This is a genomic window from Xanthomonas sp. F4, assembly GCF_011761895.1.
In genome coordinates this window covers 819667-845513 of record NZ_JAASQX010000001.1, presented here as the reverse complement: position 1 = coordinate 845513, position 25847 = coordinate 819667, and the positions used below count along the sequence as shown (strand labels likewise).

General features: G+C 69.9%; 30 protein-coding genes. 21 read left to right on the top strand and 9 right to left on the bottom strand.

Features of this window, described 5'->3' with window-relative positions; all coding sequences use genetic code 11:
- Together FHR66_RS03880 and murJ are read right to left on the bottom strand one after the other, a co-directional pair.
- Positions 1–999: a bifunctional riboflavin kinase/FAD synthetase gene (locus tag FHR66_RS03880; protein WP_160964379.1), complete on the bottom strand. Its 999-nt coding sequence runs from the start codon at positions 997–999 to the stop codon at positions 1–3.
- Between the two features lie 369 nt (positions 1000–1368).
- Positions 1369–2961, bottom strand: a complete 1593-nt coding sequence (gene murJ / locus FHR66_RS03875) for a murein biosynthesis integral membrane protein MurJ (protein ID WP_202394516.1) — start codon at positions 2959–2961, stop codon at positions 1369–1371.
- 116 nt (positions 2962–3077) lie between these two features.
- Here murJ and rpsT point away from each other — a divergent pair, with 116 nt between their 5' ends.
- A complete protein-coding gene (gene rpsT, locus FHR66_RS03870) occupies positions 3078–3350 on the top strand; it encodes a 30S ribosomal protein S20 (protein ID WP_010341167.1) in 273 nt (90 codons plus the stop codon).
- Between the two features lie 121 nt (positions 3351–3471).
- Here rpsT and cgtA read toward each other — a convergent pair whose 3' ends face one another.
- From cgtA to rplU, 3 genes are all read right to left on the bottom strand, one after another.
- On the bottom strand, positions 3472–4527 hold the full coding sequence (cgtA, locus tag FHR66_RS03865; protein ID WP_152180459.1) for an Obg family GTPase CgtA: 1056 nt from the start codon (positions 4525–4527) through the stop codon (positions 3472–3474).
- A 224-nt stretch (positions 4528–4751) separates the two neighbouring features.
- Positions 4752–5012 carry a 50S ribosomal protein L27 gene (gene rpmA / locus FHR66_RS03860; RefSeq protein WP_010341169.1) on the bottom strand — a complete coding sequence of 87 codons (261 nt, stop codon included), beginning with the start codon at positions 5010–5012 and terminating at the stop codon, positions 4752–4754.
- 12 nt (positions 5013–5024) lie between these two features.
- Positions 5025–5345, bottom strand: coding sequence for a 50S ribosomal protein L21 (gene rplU / locus FHR66_RS03855; protein ID WP_010341170.1), 321 nt, complete (start codon positions 5343–5345; stop codon positions 5025–5027).
- Between the two features lie 296 nt (positions 5346–5641).
- Between rplU and uvrA the strand changes: the two genes are divergently transcribed.
- Together uvrA and FHR66_RS03845 are read left to right on the top strand one after the other, a co-directional pair.
- Positions 5642–8638, top strand: a complete 2997-nt coding sequence (gene uvrA / locus FHR66_RS03850) for an excinuclease ABC subunit UvrA (protein WP_167087354.1) — start codon at positions 5642–5644, stop codon at positions 8636–8638.
- A complete protein-coding gene (locus FHR66_RS03845; RefSeq protein ID WP_160947640.1) occupies positions 8638–9045 on the top strand; it encodes an acyl-CoA thioesterase in 408 nt (135 codons plus the stop codon). Before uvrA ends, FHR66_RS03845 begins: the two co-directional genes overlap by 1 nt.
- Positions 9046–9329: 284 nt before the next feature.
- Here FHR66_RS03845 and FHR66_RS03840 read toward each other — a convergent pair whose 3' ends face one another.
- On the bottom strand, positions 9330–9776 hold the full coding sequence (locus FHR66_RS03840) for a copper chaperone PCu(A)C (protein WP_167087352.1): 447 nt from the start codon (positions 9774–9776) through the stop codon (positions 9330–9332).
- Positions 9777–9810: 34 nt separating this feature from the next.
- Between FHR66_RS03840 and FHR66_RS03835 the strand changes: the two genes are divergently transcribed.
- The 4 genes from FHR66_RS03835 to FHR66_RS03820 all read left to right on the top strand — a co-directional run bounded on the left by FHR66_RS03835 (position 9811) and on the right by FHR66_RS03820 (position 12460).
- Positions 9811–10590 carry an enoyl-CoA hydratase/isomerase family protein gene (locus FHR66_RS03835; RefSeq protein WP_167087350.1) on the top strand — a complete coding sequence of 260 codons (780 nt, stop codon included), beginning with the start codon at positions 9811–9813 and terminating at the stop codon, positions 10588–10590.
- 72 nt (positions 10591–10662) lie between these two features.
- On the top strand, positions 10663–11571 hold the full coding sequence (tesB, locus tag FHR66_RS03830) for an acyl-CoA thioesterase II (RefSeq protein WP_167087348.1): 909 nt from the start codon (positions 10663–10665) through the stop codon (positions 11569–11571).
- Between the two features lie 10 nt (positions 11572–11581).
- Positions 11582–12103 carry a DUF2007 domain-containing protein gene (locus tag FHR66_RS03825; RefSeq protein WP_167087346.1) on the top strand — a complete coding sequence of 174 codons (522 nt, stop codon included), beginning with the start codon at positions 11582–11584 and terminating at the stop codon, positions 12101–12103.
- 174 nt (positions 12104–12277) lie between these two features.
- Complete coding sequence (locus tag FHR66_RS03820; RefSeq protein ID WP_167087344.1) at positions 12278–12460, top strand: hypothetical protein; 183 nt, start codon at positions 12278–12280, stop codon at positions 12458–12460.
- Between the two features lie 28 nt (positions 12461–12488).
- On the opposite strand, the gene FHR66_RS03815 is transcribed toward FHR66_RS03820, so the two are convergent.
- Positions 12489–13091 (bottom strand): EF-hand domain-containing protein, encoded by a 603-nt coding sequence (locus tag FHR66_RS03815; protein WP_167087342.1) that lies wholly within the window; start codon positions 13089–13091, stop codon positions 12489–12491.
- Between the two features lie 199 nt (positions 13092–13290).
- On the opposite strand from FHR66_RS03815, the gene FHR66_RS03810 reads away from it, so the two are divergent.
- From FHR66_RS03810 to FHR66_RS03780, 7 genes are all read left to right on the top strand, one after another.
- Entirely contained in the window at positions 13291–14052 is a 762-nt protein-coding gene (locus FHR66_RS03810; protein WP_167087340.1) for an arginyltransferase, read from the top strand.
- A gap of 89 nt (positions 14053–14141) precedes the next feature.
- Positions 14142–15374: an endonuclease/exonuclease/phosphatase family protein gene (locus FHR66_RS03805; protein WP_167087338.1), complete on the top strand. Its 1233-nt coding sequence runs from the start codon at positions 14142–14144 to the stop codon at positions 15372–15374.
- 353 nt (positions 15375–15727) lie between these two features.
- Positions 15728–16090 carry a roadblock/LC7 domain-containing protein gene (locus FHR66_RS03800; protein WP_167087337.1) on the top strand — a complete coding sequence of 121 codons (363 nt, stop codon included), beginning with the start codon at positions 15728–15730 and terminating at the stop codon, positions 16088–16090.
- Between the two features lie 9 nt (positions 16091–16099).
- A complete protein-coding gene (locus FHR66_RS03795) occupies positions 16100–16600 on the top strand; it encodes a PAS domain-containing protein (RefSeq protein ID WP_167087334.1) in 501 nt (166 codons plus the stop codon).
- Complete coding sequence (locus FHR66_RS03790) at positions 16597–17352, top strand: PhnD/SsuA/transferrin family substrate-binding protein (protein WP_167087332.1); 756 nt, start codon at positions 16597–16599, stop codon at positions 17350–17352. The genes FHR66_RS03795 and FHR66_RS03790 overlap by 4 nt, the downstream gene beginning before the upstream one ends.
- A 7-nt stretch (positions 17353–17359) precedes the next feature.
- Positions 17360–18001 (top strand): hypothetical protein, encoded by a 642-nt coding sequence (locus tag FHR66_RS03785; protein WP_456361724.1) that lies wholly within the window; start codon positions 17360–17362, stop codon positions 17999–18001.
- On the top strand, positions 17998–18633 hold the full coding sequence (locus FHR66_RS03780) for a hypothetical protein (RefSeq protein ID WP_167087330.1): 636 nt from the start codon (positions 17998–18000) through the stop codon (positions 18631–18633). The genes FHR66_RS03785 and FHR66_RS03780 overlap by 4 nt, the downstream gene beginning before the upstream one ends.
- A gap of 76 nt (positions 18634–18709) precedes the next feature.
- On the opposite strand, the gene purT is transcribed toward FHR66_RS03780, so the two are convergent.
- Positions 18710–19897 (bottom strand): formate-dependent phosphoribosylglycinamide formyltransferase, encoded by a 1188-nt coding sequence (gene purT / locus FHR66_RS03775; protein ID WP_160964377.1) that lies wholly within the window; start codon positions 19895–19897, stop codon positions 18710–18712.
- Between the two features lie 35 nt (positions 19898–19932).
- Positions 19933–20805 carry a LysR family transcriptional regulator gene (locus FHR66_RS03770; RefSeq protein WP_160964376.1) on the bottom strand — a complete coding sequence of 291 codons (873 nt, stop codon included), beginning with the start codon at positions 20803–20805 and terminating at the stop codon, positions 19933–19935.
- A gap of 131 nt (positions 20806–20936) precedes the next feature.
- Between FHR66_RS03770 and FHR66_RS03765 the strand changes: the two genes are divergently transcribed.
- From FHR66_RS03765 to FHR66_RS03735, 7 genes are all read left to right on the top strand, one after another.
- Positions 20937–21935 (top strand): quinone oxidoreductase family protein, encoded by a 999-nt coding sequence (locus FHR66_RS03765; protein WP_160964375.1) that lies wholly within the window; start codon positions 20937–20939, stop codon positions 21933–21935.
- A gap of 163 nt (positions 21936–22098) precedes the next feature.
- A complete protein-coding gene (locus FHR66_RS03760) occupies positions 22099–23250 on the top strand; it encodes an aromatic ring-hydroxylating oxygenase subunit alpha (RefSeq protein WP_160964374.1) in 1152 nt (383 codons plus the stop codon).
- Positions 23240–23866, top strand: a complete 627-nt coding sequence (locus FHR66_RS03755; protein ID WP_160964373.1) for a DapH/DapD/GlmU-related protein — start codon at positions 23240–23242, stop codon at positions 23864–23866. Before FHR66_RS03760 ends, FHR66_RS03755 begins: the two co-directional genes overlap by 11 nt.
- Positions 23867–24320: 454 nt before the next feature.
- Positions 24321–25193, top strand: a complete 873-nt coding sequence (locus FHR66_RS03750) for an SPFH domain-containing protein (RefSeq protein ID WP_160964372.1) — start codon at positions 24321–24323, stop codon at positions 25191–25193.
- A 13-nt stretch (positions 25194–25206) separates the two neighbouring features.
- Positions 25207–25497 carry a hypothetical protein gene (locus tag FHR66_RS03745; protein ID WP_160964424.1) on the top strand — a complete coding sequence of 97 codons (291 nt, stop codon included), beginning with the start codon at positions 25207–25209 and terminating at the stop codon, positions 25495–25497.
- Positions 25494–25673 (top strand): Arc family DNA binding domain-containing protein, encoded by a 180-nt coding sequence (locus FHR66_RS03740; protein ID WP_160964371.1) that lies wholly within the window; start codon positions 25494–25496, stop codon positions 25671–25673. Before FHR66_RS03745 ends, FHR66_RS03740 begins: the two co-directional genes overlap by 4 nt.
- Positions 25670–25846 (top strand): DUF4177 domain-containing protein, encoded by a 177-nt coding sequence (locus FHR66_RS03735; RefSeq protein ID WP_160964370.1) that lies wholly within the window; start codon positions 25670–25672, stop codon positions 25844–25846. The genes FHR66_RS03740 and FHR66_RS03735 overlap by 4 nt, the downstream gene beginning before the upstream one ends.
- The last annotated feature ends 1 nt before the right edge of the window (position 25847 follow it).

The window sequence follows — 25847 nt, the reverse complement described above, 5'->3', positions numbered from 1 at the left end:
TTACCGGTCGGTGGTCTTCAGGGGGAGGTCCGCGCGCGGGGCGGCGGACACGGGCGGCAGGCCCGTGGCGGCCGGCGCGGCGAGCAGTTGCCGCGCCAGCGCGGCGTCGCGGTGCATCTGCGCGGTCAGCGCCGGCAGATCGGCGAAGGTTTCCTCGTCGCGCAGCTTGGCGACGAACTCCACCTCGATGTGGCGACCGTACAGGTCGCCCTGGAAATCGAACAGGTGCGCTTCCAGCAGCGGCTCCACGCCCTGCACGGTCGGGCGGGTGCCGAAGCTGGACACCGACGGCCACGGCTGCGCCGCCACCCCGTGCACCCAGGTGGCGTAGATGCCGGACAGCGCCGGGGTGCGGGCGAAGCGCAGGTTGGCGGTGGGATAGCCGAGCGTGCGCCCGAGCTGCTTGCCGCGCACCACGCGGCCGCCGATCGCATACGGGCGACCGAGCAACTCGGCGGCATGGGCGAACTCGCCAGCCACCAGCAACTCGCGGATGCGGGTGCTGGAGATGCGCTCCTCGCGCAGGTGCACCGGCGCGATCTCGTCGGCGGCGAAGCCGTGCTGGGCGCCCAGCGCGCGCAGCAGCGCGATGTCGCCGCCGCGCTTGTGGCCGAAGCGGAACGCCGGGCCGATCCAGACCTCGCGCGCGCGCAGGCGCTCGACCAGCACGCGCTGCACGAAGTCCTCGGCGCTCATCGACGCCATGCGCCGGTCGAAGCGCAGCAGGCCGACGCTGTCGATGCCGAGCCGGTGCAGGCCCTGCACCTTGGCCCGGGCCAGGGTCAGCCGCGGCGGCGGCGCGGCCGGGGCGAAGAACTCCCGCGGCAGCGGCTCGAAGCTCAGCGCCACCGCCGGTACGTCCGCCGCGCGCGCGCGCGCGATCGCCTGCCGCACCAGCGCGCGGTGGCCCAGGTGCAGGCCATCGAAGGCGCCGATGCAGACCACGCTTCCCTGCGGGAACAGGGTCCCGCCCTCGACGTCTCTAAACAGCCTGCTCATTCCTCGGTCCGAAGCGCCGGCGCAGGAGGCGCCGGTCGATGATGCGTAACCGTCGAGTATAGCGGCTGGGGCCACAGCCCGGGACTCGGGTTCGGCCCCCGGCCCGCTCCCGCCCTCGGGACCCGGGACCCGGGACCCTGGACCCTGGACCCTGGACCCGGGACGGCAGCATCGACGCCCAGAGCCAAACCAATGCCAAGCGATCCGGAAAAAAACAGAGTGATCGTTTGTGGGAGGGGCCTCAGCCCGGCGGGCCTTCCCGGGAAAGCCCGTCGGGACTGAAGTCCCTCCCCACAGTGCAATCGCAAGCGCTTAGCACTCGCGGAGACTTCCGGGTCCCGGGTCCCTCCCGAGTCCCGGGCCCCGGCTTCAATGCTCCCGCAAATCCCGCGGCCGGAATCCCAGCGCCAACAAGGCAACCAGATACACCGCGCCACCGCCGCCCACCAGCAGCAGCAGGCTGCCGATGCGATGCCATTTTTCCATGGTGGTGAACGCCGGCAGCCAGTGCAGGCCGAACACCAGCACCGCGACCATCGCTGCGCAGGCCAGGCCCAGCCGCAGCAGATAGCCGCTCCAGCCCGGCTTGGGCTGGTAGACCTGGTCGCGACGCAGCCAGCGCCACAGCAGCGACAGGTTGAGGTAGCTGGCCACCGCACTGGCCAAGCCCAGTGCCAGGTGCAGGCCCGGCACCGCCTCCAGCGCCGCGCGTACGCCCTGCGCGCGCAGTTCCGCCGGCACCCACAGCTGGTACAGGATCGCCAGGAACAACAGGTTCAGCACCATGTTGGCGACCAGCGCGGCGACGCCGGCGCGCACCGGCGTGCGCGTGTCCTGGCGCGAGTAGAACGCCGGCAGCAACACCTTGAGCAGGGCGAACGCCGGCAGGCCGAAGCTCAGGCCGAACACCGACATCGCCGCCATGCGCGTGTCGAAGGCGGTGAACTTGCCGTACTGGAACAGGGTCGCCACCAGTGGCTGGCTCAGCAACATCAAGCCCAGCATCGCCGGCACCGCGATCAGCAAGGTGGTGCGCAAGCCCCAGTCCAGCGCGCTGGAGAACCCGGCGCGGTCGGTCTTGACGTGGTGCCGCGACAGCGCCGGCAGGATCACCGTGCCCAGGGCCACGCCGAACACGCCCAGCGGCAGCTCCAGGAAGCGGTCGGCCTGCGACAGCCAGCTCTGCGAGCCGGCGTACAGGAACGAGGCGATCACCGTGTCCAGCAGCAAGTTGATCTGCGCGATCGAGGAGCCGAACAGGGTCGGCACCATCAGGGTCAGTACCCGGCGCACGTCCGGGTGCTGCCAGCCCCAGCGCGGCAGGGTCAGCAGGTCGATGCCGCGCAAGGCCGGCAACTGGAACAGCAACTGCAGCACGCCGGCCACCAGCACCGCCCAGCCCATCGCCAGGATCGGCACCTGCAGCCGCGGCGCCAGCCACAGCGCGCCGGCGATCATGCACAGGTTGAGGATCACCGGGGTCAGCGCCGGCAGGCCGAAGCGGTGGAAACTGTTGAGCGCACCGCCGGCCAGCGCGGTCAGCGACACGAACAGCAGGAACGGAAAGGTCAGCCGCAGCAGGTCGACGATCAGCCCGAACTTGGCCGGGTCGTCGCTGGCGCCGGGGTTGAACAGCATCGCCACCTGCGGGGTGAAGATCAGCCCCAGCGCGGTGACCAGCAGCAACACGCCGCCCAGGGTGCCGGACACCCGCGACATCAGCGCGCGCAGGTCGGCGTGCGGGCGAGTTTCCTTCACTTCGGTGAACACCGGCACGAAGGCCGTGGCGAACGAGCCTTCGGCGAACAGCCGGCGCAGGAAGTTGGGAATGCGGAACGCCACCCAGAACGCGTCGGTGGTGGCGTTGGCGCCGAAGGAAATGGTGATGGCCTGGTCGCGCACCAGCCCCAGCACGCGCGAGACCATGGTCATGCTGCTGAAGGAGAGCAGCCCGCGAAACATGCGCGGCGTGCTCATGCGGCGGCCCTCTTGACAATTGACTTGACGCGAATATTCGGACGCTTCATACTCTCCCGCTTGTTTTTATCCACCACACAGCTTTCCAGGAAACCACCACCGTGGCCAATATCAAGTCCGCCAAGAAGCGCGCCAAGCAGACCGTCGTGCGCAACGCGCGCAACACGGCTCAGCGTTCGATGCTGCGCACCGCCGTCAAGAAGGTCATCAAGGCCCTGGACGCCAACGACGCAGCCGGCGCCGAAGCCGCTTTCGCCATCGCCCAGCCGATTCTCGACCGTTTCAGCTCGCGTGGCCTGATCCACAAGAACAAGGCTGCCCGCCACAAGAGCCGCCTGAGCGCCCGCATCAAGGCGATCAAGACCGCCGCCTGATCGGCTGCAGTCGACGCCGGAAGCGCCCGCGCTTCCGGCAGCACCACGAAAAAGCCCGGCCTTGGCCGGGTTTTTCGTGTGCGCGCCACCCCGCCCTGTGCGCCGCCGCACGGTGCGGCGCTCAGGAGGCATTGGCGGCCGCCTCCAGCGCCTCCTCGCGCTGGCGGTCGAAGAACGCCATCACGTCCTTCATGATCGGCCAGGTGCCTTCGCGGCCCAGCGCCGATACCAGGTACCAGGGCTGGGTCCAGCCCAGTTCGGCAACGACCTGTTCGGCCAGCGCACGCGCCTCGTCCTCGAACATCAGGTCGGCCTTGTTCAGCACCAGCCAGCGCGGCTTGGCCAGCAGCTCCGGATCGTGCTTCTGCAGCTCGCGCTCGATCGCCCGCACCTGCTCGGTCGGCGACACGCCGTCCACGCCGCCCTCCATGGGCGCCAGATCCACCAGGTGCAGCAGCAGGCGGGTGCGCTGCAGGTGGCGCAGGAACTGCGCGCCGAGGCCGGCGCCATCGGCGGCACCCTCGATCAGTCCGGGAATGTCGGCGATCACAAAGCTGCGGTAGGCCTCGACGCTGACCACACCCAGGTTCGGGTACAGCGTGGTGAACGGATAGTCGGCGACCTTCGGCGTGGCCGCGGAGACCGCACGGATGAAGGTGCTCTTGCCGGCATTGGGGAAGCCCAGCAGACCGACGTCGGCCAGCAGCTTCAGCTCCAGCTTGAGCGTGCGCTCCTCGCCCTCCTCGCCCGGCGTGGCCTTGCGCGGCGCGCGGGTCACCGAGCTCTTGAAGTGCATGTTGCCCAGGCCGCCCTTGCCGCCCTGCGCGACCAGCAGGCGGTCGCCGTGCGCGACCAGGTCGCCGATGACCTCGTCGGTCTCGACGTTGATCACCACGGTACCGACCGGCACGGTGATGGTCAGGTCCTCGCCGGCCTTGCCGTACATCTGCCGGCCCATGCCGTTCTCGCCGCGCTGCGCACGGAACGCGCGCTGGTGGCGGAAGTCGACCAGGGTATTGAGGTTCTCGTCGGCGACCAGCCACACGCTGCCGCCGTTGCCGCCATCGCCGCCGTCAGGCCCACCCAGCGGGATGAACTTCTCGCGGCGAAAGCCGATGCAGCCATTGCCGCCATTGCCGGCCGTGACCTGGATTTCCGCTTCGTCTACCAACTTCATGGGATTCGGGATTCGCGATTCGGGATTGGAAAAACCACCGGACGCCGCAGTTTAGCGGCCCCGGCAAAGGAACGGAGTAAGGGATCGAAGGAGCCAATGGAATCCGCCGTTGCGAATCCCCAATCCCCAATCCCGACATCCCCGCCACCAACGAAAAACCCCGCCGAAGCGGGGCTTTCGTCAGCAAGCCTGCGCCATGGGCGCAGGCCCTGGACACCGGCGACTTACGCCTCGGTGACCACGCTCACGGTGCGGCGCTTCTTGGCGCCCTTCACCGAGAACTCGACCTTGCCGTCGACCAGCGCGAACAGGGTGTGGTCGCGGCCCAGGCCGACGCCGGCGCCCGGGTGGAACTGGGTGCCGCGCTGACGCACGATGATGTTGCCGGCTTCGATGGCCTGGCCGCCGAACATCTTCACGCCCAGGTACTTCGGGTTGGAGTCGCGGCCGTTGCGCGAGGAACCTACGCCTTTTTTGTGTGCCATGACTGCTGCTCCTTACTTCTTGTCGCCACCGGCGATGCCGGTGATCTCGATTTCGGTGTAGTGCTGCCGATGACCCTGACGCTTCATGTGGTGCTTGCGGCGGCGGAACTTGATGATGCGCACCTTGTCGGCGCGGCCGTGGGCCACGACCTTGGCGGTGACGGCGGCGCCCTTCAGCGCGTCGCCGATCTTGATGCCGTCGCTGTCGCCCAGCATCAGGATGTTGTCGAACGTGATCTCGTTGCCGGCTTCGACTTCGAGCTTTTCCACGCGGAGCGTTTCGCCCTGCGCGACGCGGTATTGCTTACCGCCGGTGACCAGTACTGCGTACATGACCAGACTTCCTCTGTAGTTATTGTGGTCGTTCCCATCGTGCCGTTTCGGGCAGACAGGAGCGGAATTGTAATCCGCCGCGCGCGACAGGGTCAAGCCCACCCAGGCCCGGACTGTCAAGCCCCGCGGGCCGGCACGGCTGCCTGAACCAGCCAGCCGCCGGCGCCCGGCCACGCTGGGATCCGCGGCAATTGCCCCCACCTGACAAGCTGGGTACGCTGATCGATTGCCGTCCCCTTTCCGCCCCCACACTGGCCAGTGGCACCACCGCGGCCGGCACACTCCGGAATCTCTTCATGGCGATGGATTACATCCGCATCCGCGGCGCGCGGACGCACAACCTCAAGAATCTCGACCTCGACCTGCCGCGCGACAAGCTGATCGTGATCACCGGCCTGTCCGGGTCCGGCAAGTCCTCGTTGGCGTTCGACACCATCTACGCTGAAGGTCAGCGCCGCTACGTGGAGTCGCTGTCGGCGTACGCGCGGCAGTTCCTCAGCGTGATGGAGAAGCCCGACATCGATCACATCGAGGGCCTGTCGCCGGCGATCGCAATCGAGCAGAAGTCGACCTCGCACAACCCGCGCTCCACCGTCGGCACCATCACCGAGATCTACGACTACCTGCGCCTGCTGTACGCACGCGTCGGCCAGCCGCGCTGCCCCGATCACGGCTATCCGCTGGAGGCGCAGACGGTCAGCCAGATGGTCGACCACGTGCTGACCCTGGACCCGGAGCAGCGTTACATGCTGCTGGCGCCGGTGATCCGCGAGCGCAAGGGCGAGCATGCGCAGGTGTTCGAGCAGTTGCGCGCGCAGGGCTTCGTGCGCGTGCGCGTGGACGGCGAGCTGTACGAGATCGACGCGGTGCCGGCGCTGGCGCTGCGCCAGAAGCACACCATCGAGGCGGTGATCGACCGCTTCCGTCCGCGCGAGGACATCAAGCAGCGTCTGGCCGAGAGCTTCGAGACCGCGCTGAAGCTGGCCGACGGCATGGTCTCGGTGCAGTCGCTGGACGACACCGCGGCTGCGCCGCACCTGTTCTCCTCCAAGTACAGCTGCCCGGTCTGCGACTACTCGCTGCCGGAGCTGGAACCGCGCCTGTTCTCGTTCAACGCGCCGATGGGCGCCTGCCCGAGCTGCGATGGCCTGGGCGTGGCCGAGTTCTTCGATCCCGATCGGGTGGTGGTGCATCCGGAGTTGTCGCTATCGGCCGGCGCGGTGCGCGGCTGGGACCGGCGCAACGCCTACTACTTCCAGCTGATCGCCTCGCTGGCCAAGCACTACAAGTTCGACGTCGACGCGCCCTGGCAGTCGCTGCCGGCGAGCGTGCGCCAGGCGGTGCTGTACGGCAGCGGCGATGAGACCATCACCTTCACCTACTTCACCGACGCCGGCGGCCGCACCCAGCGCAAGCATCGCTTCGAAGGCATCATCCCCAACCTGGAACGCCGCTACCGCGAGACCGAATCGCCGGCGGTGCGCGAGGAACTGGCCAAGTACATCAGCGAACGGCCGTGCCCGGACTGCAAGGGCGCGCGCCTGAACAAGGCCGCGCGCAACGTGTTCGTCGCCGACCGTCCGCTGCCGGACCTGGTGGTGCTGCCGATCGACGACGCGCTGACCTTCTTCCGCCAGCTCGACCTGCCCGGCTGGCGCGGCGAGATCGCCAGCAAGATCGTCAAGGAAATCGCCGAGCGGCTGGGCTTCCTGGTCGACGTCGGCCTGGATTACCTGACCCTCGAGCGCAAGGCCGACACCCTGTCCGGCGGCGAGGCGCAGCGCATCCGCCTGGCCAGCCAGATCGGCGCCGGCCTGGTCGGCGTGATGTACGTGCTCGACGAACCGTCGATCGGCCTGCACCAGCGCGACAACGAACGCCTGCTCGGCACCCTCACCCGCCTGCGCGACCTCGGCAACACGGTGATCGTGGTCGAGCACGACGAGGACGCGATCCGCCTGGCCGACTACGTGCTGGACATCGGCCCCGGCGCCGGCGTGCACGGCGGCGAGGTGGTCGGCCACGGCAGCGTGCAGGACCTGCTCAAGGCGCCACGCTCGCTGACCGGGCAATACCTGTCGGGCAAGCGCCGCATCGATATCCCGGCCAAGCGCCACAAGGCCAACCCGAAGATGACCCTGCACCTGCGCGGGGCCACCGGCAACAACCTCAAGAACGTCGACCTGGATATCCCCGCCGGCCTGCTGACCTGCATCACCGGCGTGTCCGGCTCGGGCAAGTCGACGCTGATCAACGACACCCTGTTCACCCTGGCGGCGAACGAGATCAACGGCGCCTCGCACAGCGTGGCGCCGTACCGCGAGATCGAGCACCTGGACCTGTTCGACAAGGTCGTGGACATCGACCAGTCGCCGATCGGGCGCACCCCGCGCTCCAACCCGGCGACCTACACCGGCCTGTTCACGCCGCTGCGCGAACTGTTCGCGCAGGTGCCGGAAGCGCGCTCGCGCGGCTACTCGCCGGGCCGCTTCAGCTTCAACGTGCGCGGCGGCCGCTGCGAGGCCTGCCAGGGCGACGGCCTGATCAAGGTGGAGATGCACTTCCTGCCGGACGTGTACGTACCCTGCGACGTCTGCCACGGCAAGCGCTACAACCGAGAGACTCTGGAGATCCTGTACAAGGGCTTCAACATCAACGACGTGCTGGAAATGACCGTCGAGGATGCGCTGAAGCTGTTCGAGCCGGTGCCGTCGATCGCGCGCAAGCTGGAGACCCTGGTCGACGTGGGCCTGAGCTACATCAAGCTCGGACAGAGCGCGACCACCCTGTCCGGCGGCGAGGCGCAGCGCGTGAAGCTGTCCAAGGAACTGTCGCGGCGCGACACCGGCCGCACCCTGTACATCCTCGACGAGCCGACCACCGGCCTGCACTTCCACGACATCGAGGCGCTGCTGGGCGTGCTGCACAAGCTGCGCGACGAAGGCAACACGGTGGTGGTGATCGAACACAACCTGGACGTGATCAAGACCGCGGACTGGATCGTCGACCTCGGCCCGGAAGGCGGCCACCGCGGCGGCACCATCCTGGTCACCGGCACGCCGGAAGACGTGGCGGCCTGCCCGCAGTCGTACACCGGCCAGTTCCTGGCGCGGATGCTGCCGTCCACCAGCGCGCGTCCGGAGCAACCGGCGGCGATGGCCAACAAGCCCGATGCGCGCCCGCCGCGCAAGGTCAAGCCGGAAAAGCCGGCGAAGAAGGCCGTGGCCGCCAAGAGCGACAAGGCCAGCAAGAGCACCACCAGTACCGGCACCAAGAAGAAGAAGGACGTTTGATGAGCAGCGAACACAAGATCCTGGCGCGCATTCCGATCAGCGTGCGCTGGCGCGACATGGACAGCATGGGCCACGTCAACAACGCCAAGTACATCTCCTACCTGGAAGAAGCGCGCGTGCGCTGGATGCTGGGCGTGGAAGGCGTGTCCATGAGCGACCGCATCGCCCCGGTGGTGGCGGCGACCAACGTCAACTACCGCGCGCCGATCGTATGGCCCAACGACATCCTGGTCGAGCTGTTCGTCGAACGCCTGGGCACCAGCAGCGTGACCATCGGCCACCGGATCGTCGACCAGCAGGACGAGAGCCGGCTGTACTCCGACGGCAACGTGGTAGTGGTGTGGATGGACACCCAGACCGGCAAGAGCGCACCACTCCCGGACGCCGTACGCAAGGCGACGAGCTGACGCCTGCGCTTGCGCCGGGCACGGCCCGGCACAAGGCAAACCATCGCAATACCGGCGGCGTTCGCGCTTGGGCATCAATTCGCCGGCGCAGCGCGCGACCGCCCGGCGGCACGTACCTAGTCAAGCGCCTGCGCGCGATGCACGCACGCATTACAGGCAACTCCAATCGCCCGCTTTTTGCAGCGCCCCAGCTCTTGTAGGAGCGGCTTCAGCCGCGACACGCGTTGCAGTGAATGCCTGTCGCGGCTAAAGCCGCTCCTTCGAAGTACCAAGGAAACTGCTTCTTACATCGCCTGCTTGCGCACCGTCAGCGTCGCATCGGCCTTGCCGCCATCTTCCAATTGCAGTTGCAGCGGCACGGCCTGGCCTTCGCTCAGCGCGCCCTTGCCCTGCATCAGCATCAGGTGCATGCCGCCGGGCTTGAGTTCGACCCGCGCGCCGGGCGCCAGCGGCACCCGCTCGACCGCGCGCATCCGGCTGACGCCGGCGACGACCGTGGTCTCGTGCAGCGACACATCGCCGAAGCTCGAACTGCTGGCGCCGGTGACCGTGACCGGCTTGCCGCAGCCGTTGTGGAGCACGCCGTAGCCGGCGGTCATCGGCATCGCCGGATTCGGCGGCAACCGCACCCAGCCCTGCTCCAGGGTGAGGCAGGCCGGTTCCGCGGCCGACGCCGAGGCGGCGGCCACGCACAGCACGAACAATACGCCAGCGAATGGTTTGGTTATCATCGCCGAGGTTCCTTCTTCGAAAGCAGACCGCAGCATGACGACGCTCATCGACGTGATCAACCACGGCCCCATCCGCGAACTGCGCCTGGCGCGGCCGCCGGTCAATGCGCTGGACACCGAGCTGTGCCGGCACCTGATCCAGGCGATCGAGCAGGCCGGTGCCGACGGCGCGCACGGCATCGTGCTGTCGGGCAACGAACGCCTGTTCTCCGCCGGCATGGACGTGCCGCACCTGCTCAGCCACGGCGACGACCGCGCCAAGCTGCTCGGCAGCTGGCAGCAGTTCTTCGGCGCGGCGCGTGCCTTGGCCGCCAGCCCGATCCCGGTGGTGGCGGCGCTGACCGGCCACGCCCCCGCCGGCGGCTGCGTACTGGCGCTGTGCTGCGACTACCGGGTGATGGCGCGCAGCCCCGATGCGGCGCATCCGCTGCAGATCGGCCTGAATGAGACTCAGGTCGGCCTGGTCGCCCCCGAAGGCATCCAGCGCCTGCTGCGGCGGGTGGTCGGCGCGCATCGCGCCGAGCGCCTGATTGTGGGCGGCGACCTGGTCAGTGCCGAGCGCGCGCTGGAGATCGGCCTGGTCGACGAACTGGTCGACGCCGACCTGGTGGTGGCACGTGCGCTGGCCTGGCTGCTGGAATTGCTGAAGCGGCCGCGGCAGCCGATGCTGCAGACCCGTGCCATCGCCCGCGCCGACCTGCGCGTGGCGCTGGCCGACGAGCACATCGGGCTGGAGCGGCTGATCGACGACTGGCAGGCGCCGGACACCCAGGCCGCGCTGCGCGCACTGGCGGCGCGGCTGGGCAAGGGCTGAGCGGCGCCGGCGCGCGGGCGGGCGCGGACGGCCCGCTATAATCGGCGCACGTCCGCCGCCAGGCCCCGCCTCTTGTCCGCCAAGCCCGCCCCCGTCGTCTCCGAACTGATCGAGCTGCTGTCGCTGGAGCGGCTGGAGGACAACCTGTTCCGTGGCCAGAGCCGCGACATCGGCACCAAGTACGTGTTCGGCGGCCAGGTGCTGGGCCAGGCGCTGTCGGCGGCGCAGGCCACGGTGGAGAACGCGCGCCGCGTGCATTCGCTGCACGCCTACTTCCTGCGCGCCGGCGACATCGAGCACCCCATCGTCTACGACGTGGATCGCACCCGCGACGGCGGCAGCTTCTCGGTGCGCCGGGTCACCGCGATCCAGCACGGCAAGGTGATCTTCTTCTGCGCGGCCTCGTTCCAGGAACAGGAGGACGGCGCCACGCACCAGTTGAAGATGCCGGAAGTGCCGCAGCCGGAAGACATCGAACCGACCCCGGCGGCGCGCCCGGAAGTGCTGGCGACGCTGCCGACTAAGGTGCAGCGCTGGCTCTCGCGCGGCGGCCCGTTCGAGTTCCGCCACGTGTATCCGCGCGACGAACTGAATCCGCCCAAACGTCCGCCGTTCCAGCAGATGTGGCTGCGCCTGAGCGAGCCGGTCGGCGATGCGCCGGAGCTGCACCAGGCGCTGCTCGCCTACGCCTCCGACTTCCACCTGCTCGGCACCGCCACGTTCCCGCACGGCATCAGCTACTACACGCCGAACGTGCAGATGGCCTCGCTCGACCACGCGCTGTGGTTCCACCGCCCGTTCCGCGCCGACGACTGGCTGCTGTATTCGCTGGACAGCCCCAGCGCGCAGGGTGCGCGCGGCCTGGCGCGCGGGCAGTTCTTCACCCGCGACGGCATCCTGGTGGCCAGCACCGCGCAGGAAGGCCTGATCCGCGTGGTCCCCGACGCCGACGCCGCGGCGCAAGTGCCGGCAAAGCGCTGAGGACACGAACATGCGTCAGATCTTCAGCAGCCAACGCGTGGAAACCGCAGAAGGCGTCGCCGCCCTGCTGCGCGACGCCGGCATCGACGTGCGCCTGAGCAACGGCCGCTCCTACCGGACTCGCCGCAGCGGCCAGTTCAGCTATCTGGATCCGGTGGCGGCGCAGGCCCAGCCCACGGTGTGGGTAGTGCATGCCAACGACCAGCCGCGCGCACGCGAACTGCTGCGCGACGCCGGCCTGCTCGACAGTACCCGCCGCGACCCGGAACAGGGCCGTGCGCCCTATCTGAGCGAGTTCCGCTCGCAGGTGGACGCGGACACCGGCAAGCGCTGGGCCTGGCGTATCCGCATCGCCTTGCTGCTGGCGATCGGTGCAGTGGCCCTGATCACGGTGCTGCGCCATCGCGACAACCGCGCGCCGACCGCCGCGCCGGCGCAGGCCCCCGCAACGCAGCCGGCCACGCCCCCGGCACAGGACATCGGCAGCGACGAAGTACGCGTGCGCGTGCAGCCGGCACCGCGCGGCAACTGAGCCTGGCGGAGCGGAGCGACCGCGCATCCGGCGGACATCGTCCGCAGCGATGACGTCCTGCCGACGATCGTCCTTGCGCGACGGTGCGGCACCACACGCTGCGACGGCAATCCGATCGGCACCGTGCCCATCGGTACCGCGATCGCAGCCTGCACGCGGTGCTCGCCGTAGCGGATGCCGGACATCGCAACCGGCCGCGACCAGGTCGACGAGCGCCGCACGACCACGCACGTCCCGCGCTGTACCTGCCGCCGCACCGCCCAGCACACCACAGCAGGTTTCGTCCTCATAGAAAACAAAAAACGCCCCTGCGCGAAAGGCGCAGGGGCGCTGTCGATCGGCGCCTTGGTGCAATGACGCCGCGGCCACGGCCGCGGCGAATGACTCAGTTGCTGTCCGGCGTCGGCATCGGCGCCGGCGCGTCGCCACCGCGCTGCCCACCCGGGCGATGCGCCCAGCGCTTGGCCTGCGCCGCATCGAACTCGGCGCGGCTGAGCATGCCGTCCTTGTTGGTATCGGCCGCGGTGAACCAGGCATCGCGATGCTGCTTGGCGCGCAGCTCGAAGTCGGCCCGGTCGATGTAGCCGTCCTTGTTCACGTCCATCTTGTCGAAGCGCGCGGCGAGCTTCGGATCGGCTTGCGCCTCGGCGCGGCTGATGCGGCCGTCCTTGTTGGTGTCCAGCTTGGCCATCATCGCGCCGGGCACGCCGTGTCCACCCGGGCCGCCATGGCGGCCGTGCCGCGGCCACTCGTCGCGGCTGAGCTTGCCGTCGTGGTTCTTGTCCATCGCGTCGAAATGTTCGGCCAGGCGCGGATCGGCGGCGGCCTCGCTGCGGTCGATGACGCCGTCGCCGTTCTTGTCGAGCGCGGCGATGCCGCCGGCATCGGCGGGCGCAGCAGGATCGGCCGGCGGCGGCGGAACGGCGTAGGCAGCACCGGACAGAACGGCCAGCACGGCCAGGGCGAGCAGCGGGTTGCGAGACTTCATGGGTCACTCCCTGAGGATGATGAGGCACCTGCCGGGACGGCAGGCGTCCGGCGCCGCAAGCGGCCCGCAGCACGGGCCGGCACCGCGGTGCCTTCCCTGCTGACAACGCCCCGTCGCCGCCGCGGTTGACCCGCCGCCGGGCGTATTCATGGACGGGACAGTCGCGGCCCCTGCGATGGCGAAGCGCTATGCTCGACGCATGGCCATCCATTCCGACGCCAGCGACGACCTGCGGCTGTTCCAGACCGGCCAGCACGCGTGCGGTTACTGGCCCGAGCGGCAGGCCCGCGACCTGGTGCTGGATCCGCACGATCCGCGTCTGGGCGCGCTGTATCCGCTGGCGTTGAGCTGGGGCTTCCGCCGCTCCGGCGATCTGGTCTATCGCCCACACTGCGATCACTGCCGCGCTTGCGTGGCGGTGCGCATCCCGATCCAGGACTTCGTGCCCGATCGCAGCCAGCGCCGCTGCCTGGCGCGCAATGCCGATGTCGAGGTGCGCATCGTCGCTGCCGAGCGCAGCGAGGAACAGCTAGCGCTGTATCAACGCTACCTGCGCCATCGCCATCCCGGCGGCGGCATGGACGATCATGGCGCGCACGAGTTCGACCAGTTCCTGATCGGCCACTGGTCGCATGGGCGCTTCCTGGAGCTGCGGCAACGCATGCCCGATGGGCGGCGCGGGCCGCTGCTGGCGGTGGCGGTCACCGACATCGCCGCGCAGGCACTGTCGGCGGTCTACACCTTCTACGACCCGGACGCCGGCGCGCGCGGCCTGGGCACGCTGGCGATCCTGCAGCAGATCGCCTGGGCGCGACGCGAAGGCCTGGGCCATCTGTACCTGGGCTACTGGATCCGCGGCCACCAGAAAATGGACTACAAGCGCCGCTTCCGGCCGCTGCAGGCCTACGACGGTCGCCACTGGCGCGACTTCGACGACTACCTGCGCCAGCTCGGCGGCTGACCGGAGCGGCTGGCATCGCGTTGCCGAAGCGTGCCGCCGCGCGTCGTCGCGCCATCGTGCGGACATGCAGCGCATGCGAAACTTGGCGCATGACATCACGCCTCCTCCTGCTCGCCCTGATCCTGCTGTGCGGCGCCTGCGCGCACACCGCGCCCACTTCCACCCCGATGACCGACGCCGCCACGCCTGCCGCCAAAACGCTGCGGTTGGCCACCTACAACACCTCGCTCAATGCCGACGAAGCCGGCGGGCTGATCGCCGCACTGCAGGGCGACAGCGCGCAGGCACGCAAGATCGCCGCGGTGCTGCAGCAGGTGCGCCCGGACGTTGTGCTGCTCAACGAGTTCGACTACGACGACGCGCATCGCGCCGCCGACCTGTTCGAGCAGCGCTACCTGGCGGTGCCGCAGCCGCACGGCGGCGCGGCGCTGCGCTATCCCTACCGCTACCTGGCGCCGGTCAATACCGGCGTGCCCAGCGGCCTGGACCTGGACAACGACGGCCACGTCGGCGGCCAAGGGCGTGCGTTCGGCAACGATGCCTGGGGCTACGGCCTGCATCCCGGCCAGTACGGCATGCTGCTGCTGTCCCGATACCCGATCGACAGCAAGGCGGTGCGCAGCTTCCGCCTGCTGAAGTGGAGCGCGATGCCCGACGCGCTGCGCCCGGTCGATCCGGCCACCGGCCGCTTCTTCCATAGCGACGCGGTGTGGGCGCAGCTGCGGCTGTCGTCGAAGTCGCATTGGGACGTGCCGGTGCGCACCCCGCTGGGCGTGCTGCATGCGCTGGTGTCGCATCCGACCCCGCCGGTGTTCGACGGCGCCGAGAAGCGCAACGCCGCACGCAACCACGACGAACTGCGGCTGTGGCGCGAGTACCTGGACGATGCCGGCAGCGGCAAGGCGCGCTGGCTGTGCGACGACGCCGGCCGCTGCGGCGGACTGGCCGCCGACGCGCAGTTCGTGATGCTCGGCGACCTCAACAACGACGTGATCGACGGCGACGGCCGCCACGACGCGATCGGCGCCCTGGTGACGCATCCGCGCGTGCTGCAGTATCCCACCCCGCACAGCGCCGGCGGCGAGGAGACCACGCGCGCGTATGCGGCCGCCGGCATCGCCCACCGTGGCCCGCCGCAGCAAGTCACCGGCGATTTCGGCCCCAAGGCTGGCACCATGCGCCTGGATTACGTGCTGCCGTCGCGCAACTTCCGCTACCTGGACAGCGGCGTGTTCTGGCCGGCATCCAATGATCCCTCCGCGGCCATCGCCGACGGCAGCGACCACCATCTGGTCTGGGTCGACGTCGCCGCAGGACCGTAAGCGCGGAAGAACACAGCGCAGGTCGCGACGCGGCCCGTGCAGCACACCACCGGCGGCTCCATGGGCCGCCGCGTTTTTCTGGCAGACCATTGCCCGCGTTGCGCGTGGATCGCCGGCCGCGCAGCACGCGACAGTCGTCGCAGCGGCCAGCACCGTTGTGGGAGGGGCTTCAGCCCGCCACGCGTGCCTCCACCGCCTTCGGCAGCGACGCCTTTCCACGGCCAGCCCGCGTCGTTCACCCGACTGCCGCGCCGAGCACCGCCATCGGCCTTGATCCAGATCAAGGGCAACATCGCGCCGACGCGGTCCAATGCCTCCCGCACCCGGTCGGGATGCGCAAGCGGAAGGCGAGCATGCGAACGCAACAGTTGCAACAGACGCTGGAGGGGCTCAACGGCGCCACCGCCGATATCGAGGCCTCGGCGCTGATCTCCCTGGACGGGCTGATGATCGCCTCGGCGATGCCGCAGGGCATGGACGAGGACCGCGTCGGCGCGATGTCCGCGGCGCTGCTCGCGCTGGGCGAGCGCAGCGCGCGCGAACTGGCGCGCGGCGCGCTGGAGCGGGTGCTGATCCAGGGCGAGTCGGGCTACGTGATCATGAGTGCGGCCGGCCGCGAAGCGGTGCTCACCGTGCTGGCCAAGCCCAGTGCCCGGCTGGGCCTGGTGTTCCTGGACATCAAGCGCGCCGCACAGGCGCTGCAGCAGATCCTGTAGGGGGCCGCCATGCCGCTGCCGCCGATGCAAGCGCCGCACGAACCGCACCGCAGCGCCGAGCTGCGCTACCACGACGGCAGCCGCCGTACGGTGTACTGGAGCGAACGCGAGGTGGCCTATCCGGACGGGCGCCTGATCGTCTCGCGCACCGACCTGGACGGCGTCATCACTCACGCCAACGATGCCTTCGTCGAACTCAGCGGCTGGCCGCGCGAGGTGCTGATCGGTGCGCCGCACTGCATCCTGCGCCACCCGGAGATGCCGCGTCGCGCGTTCCGCGCGTTGTGGGACACCGTGCTGGCCGGCGAGAAGTGGCACGGCTACGTCAAGAACCTGCGCCGCGACGGCGCCTGCTACTGGGTCTACGCCACCGCACTGCCGAACGTGCGCGACGGCCGCGTGGTCGGCTTCACCTCGGTGCGGCGCAAGCCTTCGCGGCGGCGCATCGACGCGCTGCAACCGCTGTACGCGCAATGGCTGCAGGACGAACGCGCGCAGGCCCCGGCATGAGCTGCACGTTCCTGGTCGCGCCGGACTTCGCGCCCGAATACTTCGGCGGCTGGTACCTGCTCAGCACGGTACTGCAACGCCGTGCCGGCATCGGCCTGCGCCTGCTGATGCCGGCCGACGCCGCCGAACAGCGGCAGTTGCTGGACGACAGCGTCGTCGACCTGGTGTACGCCAGCCCCTTCGACGCCAGCGCCTTGATCCGCGAACGCGGCTACCTGCCGCTGGCGCGGCCGCGCGGCCACGCCGACGAGGTGGTGATCGCGACCGCGGCCGAAGCGCCCGCGCGGTGTGTGGAAGACCTGCCCTACGGCTGCCGTATCGCGCTGACCGCCAACCACGACGTGCGCCTGATCGGCCTGCGCCTGCTGGAACCGGCCGACCTGGAGCCGGAGCGCATCGCCTGGCGCCCGGCCAGCAGCTATGCCGCGGTGGCACGACTGCTGCTGGAGGGCGAAGCCGATGCCGGCCTGTTCCTGGCCACCGCCTACCACGGCCTGTCGCGGCTGACCCGCGCGCGACTGCGTCCGCTGGTGGAAAGCGCGCTGTGCGACATCGGCCACGTGCTGCTGGCGCATCCGCGCCTGGGCCAGCAACTACCGGTGCTGCGCGATGCCCTGCTCGCGCTGGGCGATGCCGCGCACCGCGACGACCAGGCGGTGCTGGACGCGCTGGGCCTGGAGCGCGGCTTCGAGGCGATGGCTGCGGAGGACGCGGAATTCATGATTGACCTGATCGACACCTTGCTGGACTGAGGCGCCCATGCCCACGCCTTCCGCCCGCGATCCCGCACGCCTGGTGATGCGCACCCACGCCCGCGCCCTGCTGCGCGACCCGCGCGATGCCGCCGCGCACCTGGCGCGGCTGCACGCCGCGCTGCAACTGCACGACAACGAACCGACCCAGGGCGTGCTCGCCGACCTGTTCGTCGCCATGCCGCGGCACGACGTCGCCCTGCGCCAGCTGGCGCTGCAGATGGCCGCGGCGCATCTGGCACCGCACGTGGCCGAGGCATTCCAGCGCCATAGCCAGGGCCACGCGCTGCTGCCGATCAACGCCCTGGCCACGCGCTGGAGCGTGCTGGCGCGGCCGTCCGCCGACGTGCCGGCGCGGGTGCGCCGGGCCAGCCCGGACCATTCGCGGCGGATGGTGCGCGAGGTGGTGGACGCGCTGTGCGATGGCGCACCGATCGCCGCGGCGCGCTGCGAACGCGAGTTTCTGGACTACTGCATCAGTTGCCAGGACAAGCTCGCCTTCATGCTCGCCACCCGCGAACTGCGCCGCCACGCGCTGGCCCTGGGCGACCGCTGGGACAGCACCGCGCGCTGGCTGCAACAGCGCGAACCGCTGGGCGGCCGCAGCGTCGACGCCCTGTCCTTTTCCAGCGCGAGTGCGCCGCGATGACCACCCCCGAACCGACCAGCCTCGAACCGACCTGGCTGATGCCGACTCCGTCCGGCGTGCTGCACGGCTTCGCCAGCGCCACGCCCGACCGCATGCAGCGCGCGCTGCAACTGCTGCTCGGCGCGCACGGCGCGCTGTCGCTGCAGGAATGGCGCCAGCGCGTAGGCGGCGACGCGCAGCGCCTGCTGCAGGACGCGCGCGAACAGCAGTGGGTGCAGTTGCTGCGACGCGCGGTACCCGGCCCGGAAATCCGCCTGGACGATTTCGCCCAGCACGTGATCGCCCCGCTATCGGCCGAACGCCGCGCGGTACTGGCCTCCGACAGCGGCTTCTGCCTCGGCCATGCCGGGCTGGACCAGGAACAGGCCGAGACACTGAGCGCGGCCGCGGCAGACTTCGCAAGCTTCGCCCAGCGCCAACGCGCGCGCGGCTGGCACGGCGCGCACCGCTACGTGGCGTTCTACAGCGAGCCGCAGTTGTTGCTGCCGGATTGGTCGTTCGTGCCGTTCTGGGTCGACGGCGCCGGCTACTGGCTGGTGCTGGGCGGCGAGGCGCTGCTCAACAACCTGGCGATGGTGGAACTGGTCTGGAGCATCCGCCTGGCGGCGGCACGGTTTGCGCCGCCGGCTTGAGGGGCCGGGATTGGGGATTCGGGAGTGGGGATGAAAGCGGGCTCGCCTTGCGGCCCGCTTTCCTGTGCCCGAATCTTCAGGCGTCGAGATCGATGGTGAGGGCGGCGGCGGCGTCGCGGGCGGTCTGGCGCGCCTGCTCGATATCGGCGCCGCGGGCCAGGGTCACGCCGACGCGGCGGTGGCCATGCACGCTGGGCTTGCCGAACAGGCGCAGGGCGGTGTCGGGCGCCTGCAGCGCGGCGCCGACGTTGCCGAAGCGCGGCACGCCCTCGCCGTGCGCCAGCAGCGCGCACGAGGCCGACGGGCCACTCTGGCGGATCGCCGGGATCGGCAGGCCGAGGATCGCGCGCGCATGCAGGGCGAACTCGCTCAGTTCCTGCGACACCAGGGTGACCAGGCCGGTGTCGTGCGGCCGCGGCGACACCTCGCTGAACCAGACCTCGTCGCCCTTGACGAACAGCTCCACGCCGAACAGGCCCCAGCCGCCGAGATCGTCGGTGACCGCGCGGGCGATGTCCTGCGCGCGCTGCAGGGCCAGCGCCGACATCGGCTGCGGCTGCCAGCTCTCGCGGTAGTCGCCGTCCTTCTGCCAGTGCCCGATCGGATCGCAGAACGCGGTGCCGCCGGCATGACGCACGGTCAGCAGGGTGATCTCGTAGTCGAAGTCGATGAAGCCTTCGACGATGCAGCGGCCGGCGCCGGCGCGGCCGCCGGTCTGCGCGTATTCCCAGGCCGCATCGATGTCGGCGGCGCTGCGCAGCGTGCTCTGGCCCTTGCCGGAGGACGACATCACCGGCTTGACCACGCACGGCAGCCCGACCGCGGCGATCGCCTCGCGGTACTGCTCGGGCGTGTCGACGAAACGGTACGGCGAGGTCGGCAGGCCCAGGGTCTCGGCGGCCAGGCGGCGGATGCCTTCGCGGTCCATGGTCAGCCGTGCCGCACGCGCGGTCGGAATCACCCGCTGGCCGAGGTCGCGCTCCAGCGCCACCAGCGTTTCGGTATGGATCGCCTCGATCTCCGGCACGACCAGGTGCGGCTGCTCGCGCGCGATCAACTCCCGCAACGCCATCGCATCGAGCATGTCGACCACGTGACTGCGGTGCGCGACCTGCATCGCCGGCGCGTCGGCATAGCGGTCCACCGCGATCACCTCCACGCCGAAGCGCTGCAGTTCGATCGCCACTTCCTTGCCCAGTTCGCCGGAGCCGAGCAGCAGCACACGGGTGGCGGAAGCGGACAGCGGGGTTCCCAGAGTGACCATGGCGGCGGCGCCTGCGCGAAGAGGGGGTGGCTATTCTAAAGCCGCCCGTCCGCCGCCTGCACCGCATCGGCGATGGCCTCGGCGACCCGCTGCACGCGCGGCGCGCGGCGCACGTCCGGATGCACGACCAGCCAGATCTCGCGCTCGACGTCGCAGCGTGGCGCCTCGGGCAGTTCGACCAGCGCCCCGCCGGCGCTCGCCGCGGTCGCCTCCAGCAGGAATCGCGGCAGCAGCGCCACGCCGGCCCCGGCCGCGCAGGCATGCAGTTGCGCGGCCAGATCGTTGGCGACGAAAGCGAACCGGCGCCCGCCCGCGAAGCGCTGCAGCCATTGCTGCTGCGGGGTGTGCGCAAGCGCATCGTCATAGCCGACAAATGACCAACTGGCAGGCGCCGCGCGGGCCCACTCCGGGCTCGCGCACAACGCGAAGCGCATGCTGCCGATGCGCCGCGCAACCAGTCCCGGCGCCTGCGGCCGCGACAGCCGCACCGCCAGATCGGCATCGCGCGCGTACAGGTTGGCCGCCTGCGCCTCGCCCAGCAGATCGATGCGCAGCGCCGGCCAGGCACGCTGGGCGCGGGCCAGGCGCGGCGCCAGGAAGTGGCTGGCGAACACCGGCGAGGCCGAGACCCGCACGACGCCTTCCAACGTCGTGGCGCCCTGCGCGGCACGGCCGAAGGCATGCGCCTCCGCTTCCAGACGCCTGCCGTGCTCGGCCAACTGCAGCGCTTCGGCGGTCGGCAGCCAGCCGCGCGGCAGGCGGTCGAACAGGCGCAGGCCCAGTGTCGCCTCCAGCGCGTCGATGCGCCGCGCCACCGTCGAGTGCTGGACCCGCAAGGTCCGCGCCGCCGAGGACAGGCTGCCGTCGCGCAGGACGGCCAGGAAGTAGCGGACATCGTCCCAGCTCATCGCGGGAGATGCGGCCGGGAGCGGGCTGGTGTCGGTCGAATTTTGCACAGCGCCTGGGCGAAAGAAGGGAATTCCGCCGAATTATGCACAGCCGGATGATGGTGCCCTCCTCCCCACCCCGAGAAACCGCCATGTCCCCTTCCCGTACTGCCCTGCGCATCGGCATCGACCACTATGGCGATGCCGACGTGCTGCGCCGACTCGATGCGCCGGTCGCCGCGCCCGGCCCTGGCGAGGTCCGCATCCGCCAGACCGCCATCGGCGTGAACTTCGTCGACATCTATTTCCGCAGCGGCGCGCATGCCTTGCCGCACCTGCCGGAAGCGCTCGGCATCGAGGCGGCCGGAGTGGTCGACGCGGTGGGTCCCGACGTGCGCACGCTGACGCCCGGCCAACGGGTCGCCTATGCGGGCCTGCCCAATGGCAGCTACGCCAGCCTGCGCACGCTGCCGGCCGCGCGCGTGCTGCCCCTCCCCGACGCGCTGAGCGACGAGGTGGCCGCTGCCGGGCTATTGAAAGGCATCACCGTGCACATGCTGCTGCATCGCGTTCGCCAGGTCGCGGCCGGCGACACATTACTGGTGCACGCCGCGGCCGGCGGGCTCGGCCTGCTGGCGACGCAGTGGGCGCGCGCACTCGGCGCACGCGTGATCGGCACGGTCGGCTCTGCCGCCAAGGCCGAGCTGGCCCGCCGCCATGGCGCCGAGGCGGTGGTGGAGTACCGGCAGGAGGATTTCGTCGCCGCCGCGCGCGCGTTCGGCGGTGGCGACGGCGTCGACTACGCCATCGACGGCATCGGCGGCGAGGTCCTGACCAGCACGCTCGGCGCCGTGCGCCCGTTCGGCCTGGTCGCGAGCATCGGCCAGGTCGCCGCGGTCGGCGCACGGCATTGCGTGGACCTCGACGATCTCGGCCCGGCGCGCTCGATCGCGCTGGCACGGCCGAGCGTGCTGGGCTTCATCGCCCGCGACCTGGATGGCTATCGCGCAGCGGCGCAGGCCACGCTGCAACGGCTGGCGGACGGGCTGCGGGTCGAGATCGGCGCGCGGCTGCCGCTGGAACGCGCGGCCGATGCGCACCGATTGCTGGAATCGCGCACGAGCACGGGTGCCATCGTATTGCTGCCGTAGCAGCGGCTGTATCGGCAATTCTGCAATGCCCCTAGCACTGGCGCGGAGGCGCCTGCGCGCAGCGAGGTGCTATCTTCTGCAGCGTCACTGGGGATGTCGCCATGCACGCACGCAGCGCCGGAAACCGCCACGGCACGCTCTGCCGCACCGCCGGGGAGCGCCCATGCAGTCGCTGATGCCGGCCGAGGCCTACATCGACGAGGCCTGGTTCGCCCGCGAGCGCACCCGGCTGATGCTGCCGCTGTGGCAGTTCGTGGCGCCGCGCATGCTGCTGGACAAGCCCAACGCCTTCGTGCGCCGCTCGATCTGCGGCGTGGACGTGGTGGTGCAGAACATCGACGGCGAACTGCGTGCCTTCGACAACCTGTGCCTGCACCGGCAGAACCCGCTACAGCAGCAACCGCAAGGCGTGCGCCCGCTGGTCTGCAGCTACCACGGCTGGCGCTACGGCGCCGACGGCAGCGTGGAGAACATTCCCTTCCAGGACGATGCCTACCGCCTGGCTCCGGAGGCACGCGCCTGCCTGCGGCTGCGCCGCTTCGCCGTGGCCTGCATCGGCAAGCTGGTGTTCGTGAACCTGTCGGCCGAGCCGATGCCGCTGGAGACGCAGTTCTCGCTGGAAGCGTTGGAGATGCTGCGCGCCGCCTCCGAGCAGTTCGACGACGAAGTGCTGGTGGCGACCTTCGAGGCCGACTTCAACTGGAAGCTGGCCTACGAGAACCTGCGCGATGCGCTGCACCCGCGTTTCGTGCATGCACGCACCCTGGCGCAGCAGGTGAAGTTCCAGGTGCAGATGGACGACGCCGGCATTGCCGAGGCACGCCGTTATCACGCCGAGGGCAGCGCGTCGCGCGAGGCGCATCTGGCGCGCCTGCGCGCGTTCAGCAGCGGTGGCCTCAACGAGCCGTTGGTGGCGATGGCGCACTACCCCTGGCACGCCCACGTCGACCGCTTCGGCAACGACGACTGGTATCTGAACTGGCTGCTGTACCCGAACCTGCACATCGCCTCGGGCTCGGGCGGCTATTCCTTCATCATCGAGCACCACCAGCCGGTGTCGGCGCAGCGCACCGACCTGCTGGTCTACTACGTCACCGCGCGCAAGAAGCATCGCTATCCGGGTTCGGACGCGGTGCTGCTGGGGCACCTGCATGGCGCCGAGAAGGTGCTGCGCGAGGACATCGAGATCATGGAACAGGTGCAGTCGGGACTGCGCGCCGGCGCCCCGCGCGCGGTGCTGGGCGATTACGAGCACGCCAACATGCAGATCGAACGCTGGTACATGGACGTCATGGAGGGCCGCCATGTCCTCTGACAAGTACGTGATCGGCAGCGGTGCACGGCTGCGCTGGGCGATCGCCGCCTGGGCCGAGGCGGCGCCGGACTGCGTGCTGCACCCGGTGGACGTGGCACAGGGCAAGGACTACCGCTTCGACCTGGATGCGCTGCAGGCGCTGGCCGACACCGGCGCCACTGCCTTCGTCGCCTGGGACGCGCAGTTCCTCAACTTCCGCCGCCAGGAGCTGATGGGCGAACTCAAGGCGCGCGGCTTCAAGATGCCGCCGCTGCTCTGCCGCGGCGCGCAGGTCGCCGCCAGCGCGCGCGTCGGCGAGAACTGCGCGATCGGCGTCGGCGCCATCGTCGATGCGCACTGCGACATCGGCTTCAACACCTGGATCGGCGCGGCGGCGGTGCTGGAATCGGCGGTCAAGGTCGGCGCCTCGGCGTGGATCGAGGCCGGCGTGACGATCGGCGCGGAAGCGCAGGTCGGCGCCCAGGCCACGCTCGGCCGGCAGGTGGACATCGGCCCGGGCGTGCGCATCGGCAAACGCTGCCAGGTCGAAGTCCCCGGCCGCTACCGCAGCGACATCGCCACCGGCACTCACCATCTCAGCGGGTTCCGCAGCCCGGTGCTGATCCTCAACGGTTGAGTGGCTGCCTGCGACGACGGCCGGGATGGGGAGGCGGGAGTCGCGGAGAGGCCGGGATTCGGGAATCGGGATTGGGGATTCGCCGAAAGGCCGGGATTCGGCAGTGGGGATTGGGGATTCGCAAGAGCGGATCGCAGTCAGTCTGACGCCGTGCCGGCGACCCTCGGCCGGCTGGGGACAAGTGCTTCCAGCATGCACTCGGCGAATGCGGCCAGGGCGCGCCTGCTCGCTGTCGCAGCGCCGTTCCATTGAAACCGCCAGATCGGCGATCCGGCTGGATGCGCACAGGCGTCCCCCTCGGTCCGTCCGCATGCTCGCTTTTACCAATCCCCACTCCCGAATCCCGAATCCCGGCCTCTCAACCATTCCCCATTCCCGAATCCCCAATCCCGGCCCCTTGCAAACTGATATCAATTTGATATCGTTTCGCCCAACCACCCAAGGACGCGCCACCATGAAAGAGCAGCCCCGTTCCTCCCTGCCCGGCATTCCGATGATCGTGGGCCTGGTCCTGGTGTTCGTGGCGGGCGCCGGGGCGATCATCGCCACCGGCGCGCTGCAGCCGTCGTCGATGCCGTGGACCCTGCTGGTCGCGATCCCGGTGCTGGCCGTCGCGCTGTTCCTGGTGGTCGGCCTGTACTCGCTGGAACCCAACCAGGCGGCGGTACTGAGCCTGTTCGGCCGCTATGTGGGCACGGTCAAGGATCCGGGCCTGCGCTGGAACAACCCCTTCTTCAGCAAGCGCAAGGTCAGCCAGCGCGTGCGCAACTTCGAGAGCGGCCGGCTCAAGGTCAACGAACTGGACGGCAGCCCGATCGAGATCGCCGCGGTGATCGTGTGGCAGGTGATGGATGCGTCCGAGGCGGTCTACAACGTCGACGACTACGAGAGCTTCGTGCACATCCAGTCCGAGGCGGCGCTGCGTGCGATGGCCACCAGCTATCCCTACGACCAGCACGAGGACGGGCAGATCTCGCTGCGCAGCCATCCCAACGAGATCAGCGAACAGCTCAAGCGTCACCTCGACGAACGCCTGACCCAGGCCGGCGTGGACGTGATCGAGGCGCGCATCAGCCACCTCGCCTACGCCCCGGAAATCGCCCAGGCGATGCTGCAGCGGCAGCAGGCCAACGCGGTGATCGCCGCGCGCACGCGCATCGTCGCCGGCGCGGTGGGCATGGTCGAGATGGCCCTGGCCGAACTGCAGAAGAACGGCGTGGTCGAGCTGGACGAGGAGCGCAAGGCGCACATGGTCAGCAACCTGCTGACCGTGCTGTGCTCGGACCGCGGCACCCAGCCGATCGTCAACGCCGGCTCGCTGTACTGAGGTGTCGATGTTGATGCACGCCGCCATCGCGCCGCTGGCGCTCGCCCTCTCCGGCCTGCCGGCCCTGGTCATCGCCGCCTGGGTCGGCGGCAAGGACGACGACCGCGCGCGCGGGCTGGGCCTGCGCTGGGCGCTGATCGGCCTGGCGATCCTGCTCGGCGCAGCGGCGCTGTACTGGACCGGCGGCCAGCGCGCCGGCGTCTATGCGGTGGCGATCGTGCTGCTGCTGACAGTGAACGCGCTGATCGTGTCGATGCTGCTGCACCTGCGGCGCAGCGACGCCGCGCGGCGGGAGCGGTCATGAGCGAGAAGAAGGCCTATCCGCTGCGCATCAACGCCGACGTGCTGGCGGCGGCGCAGCGCTGGGCCGACGACGAGCTGCGCAGTCTCAACGCGCAGATCGAATACGTGCTGCGCGACGCGCTGCGCAAGGCGGGCCGGCTGCCCAAGCCCGGCGACGACAAGGAACGCGGATCATGAGCAAGCGCTGGGAATACCTCACCGTCGAGGCCAAGACCAACCTGATGCTGGGCCTGAAACTGGACGAGCTGCAGGCCGACCTGAACAAGCACGGCAAGCTCGGCTGGGAACTGGTCAGCGTGCTCACGCTGCCAGGCACCAAGCCGCTGCTGATGTTCAAGCGGGAGGCCTGAC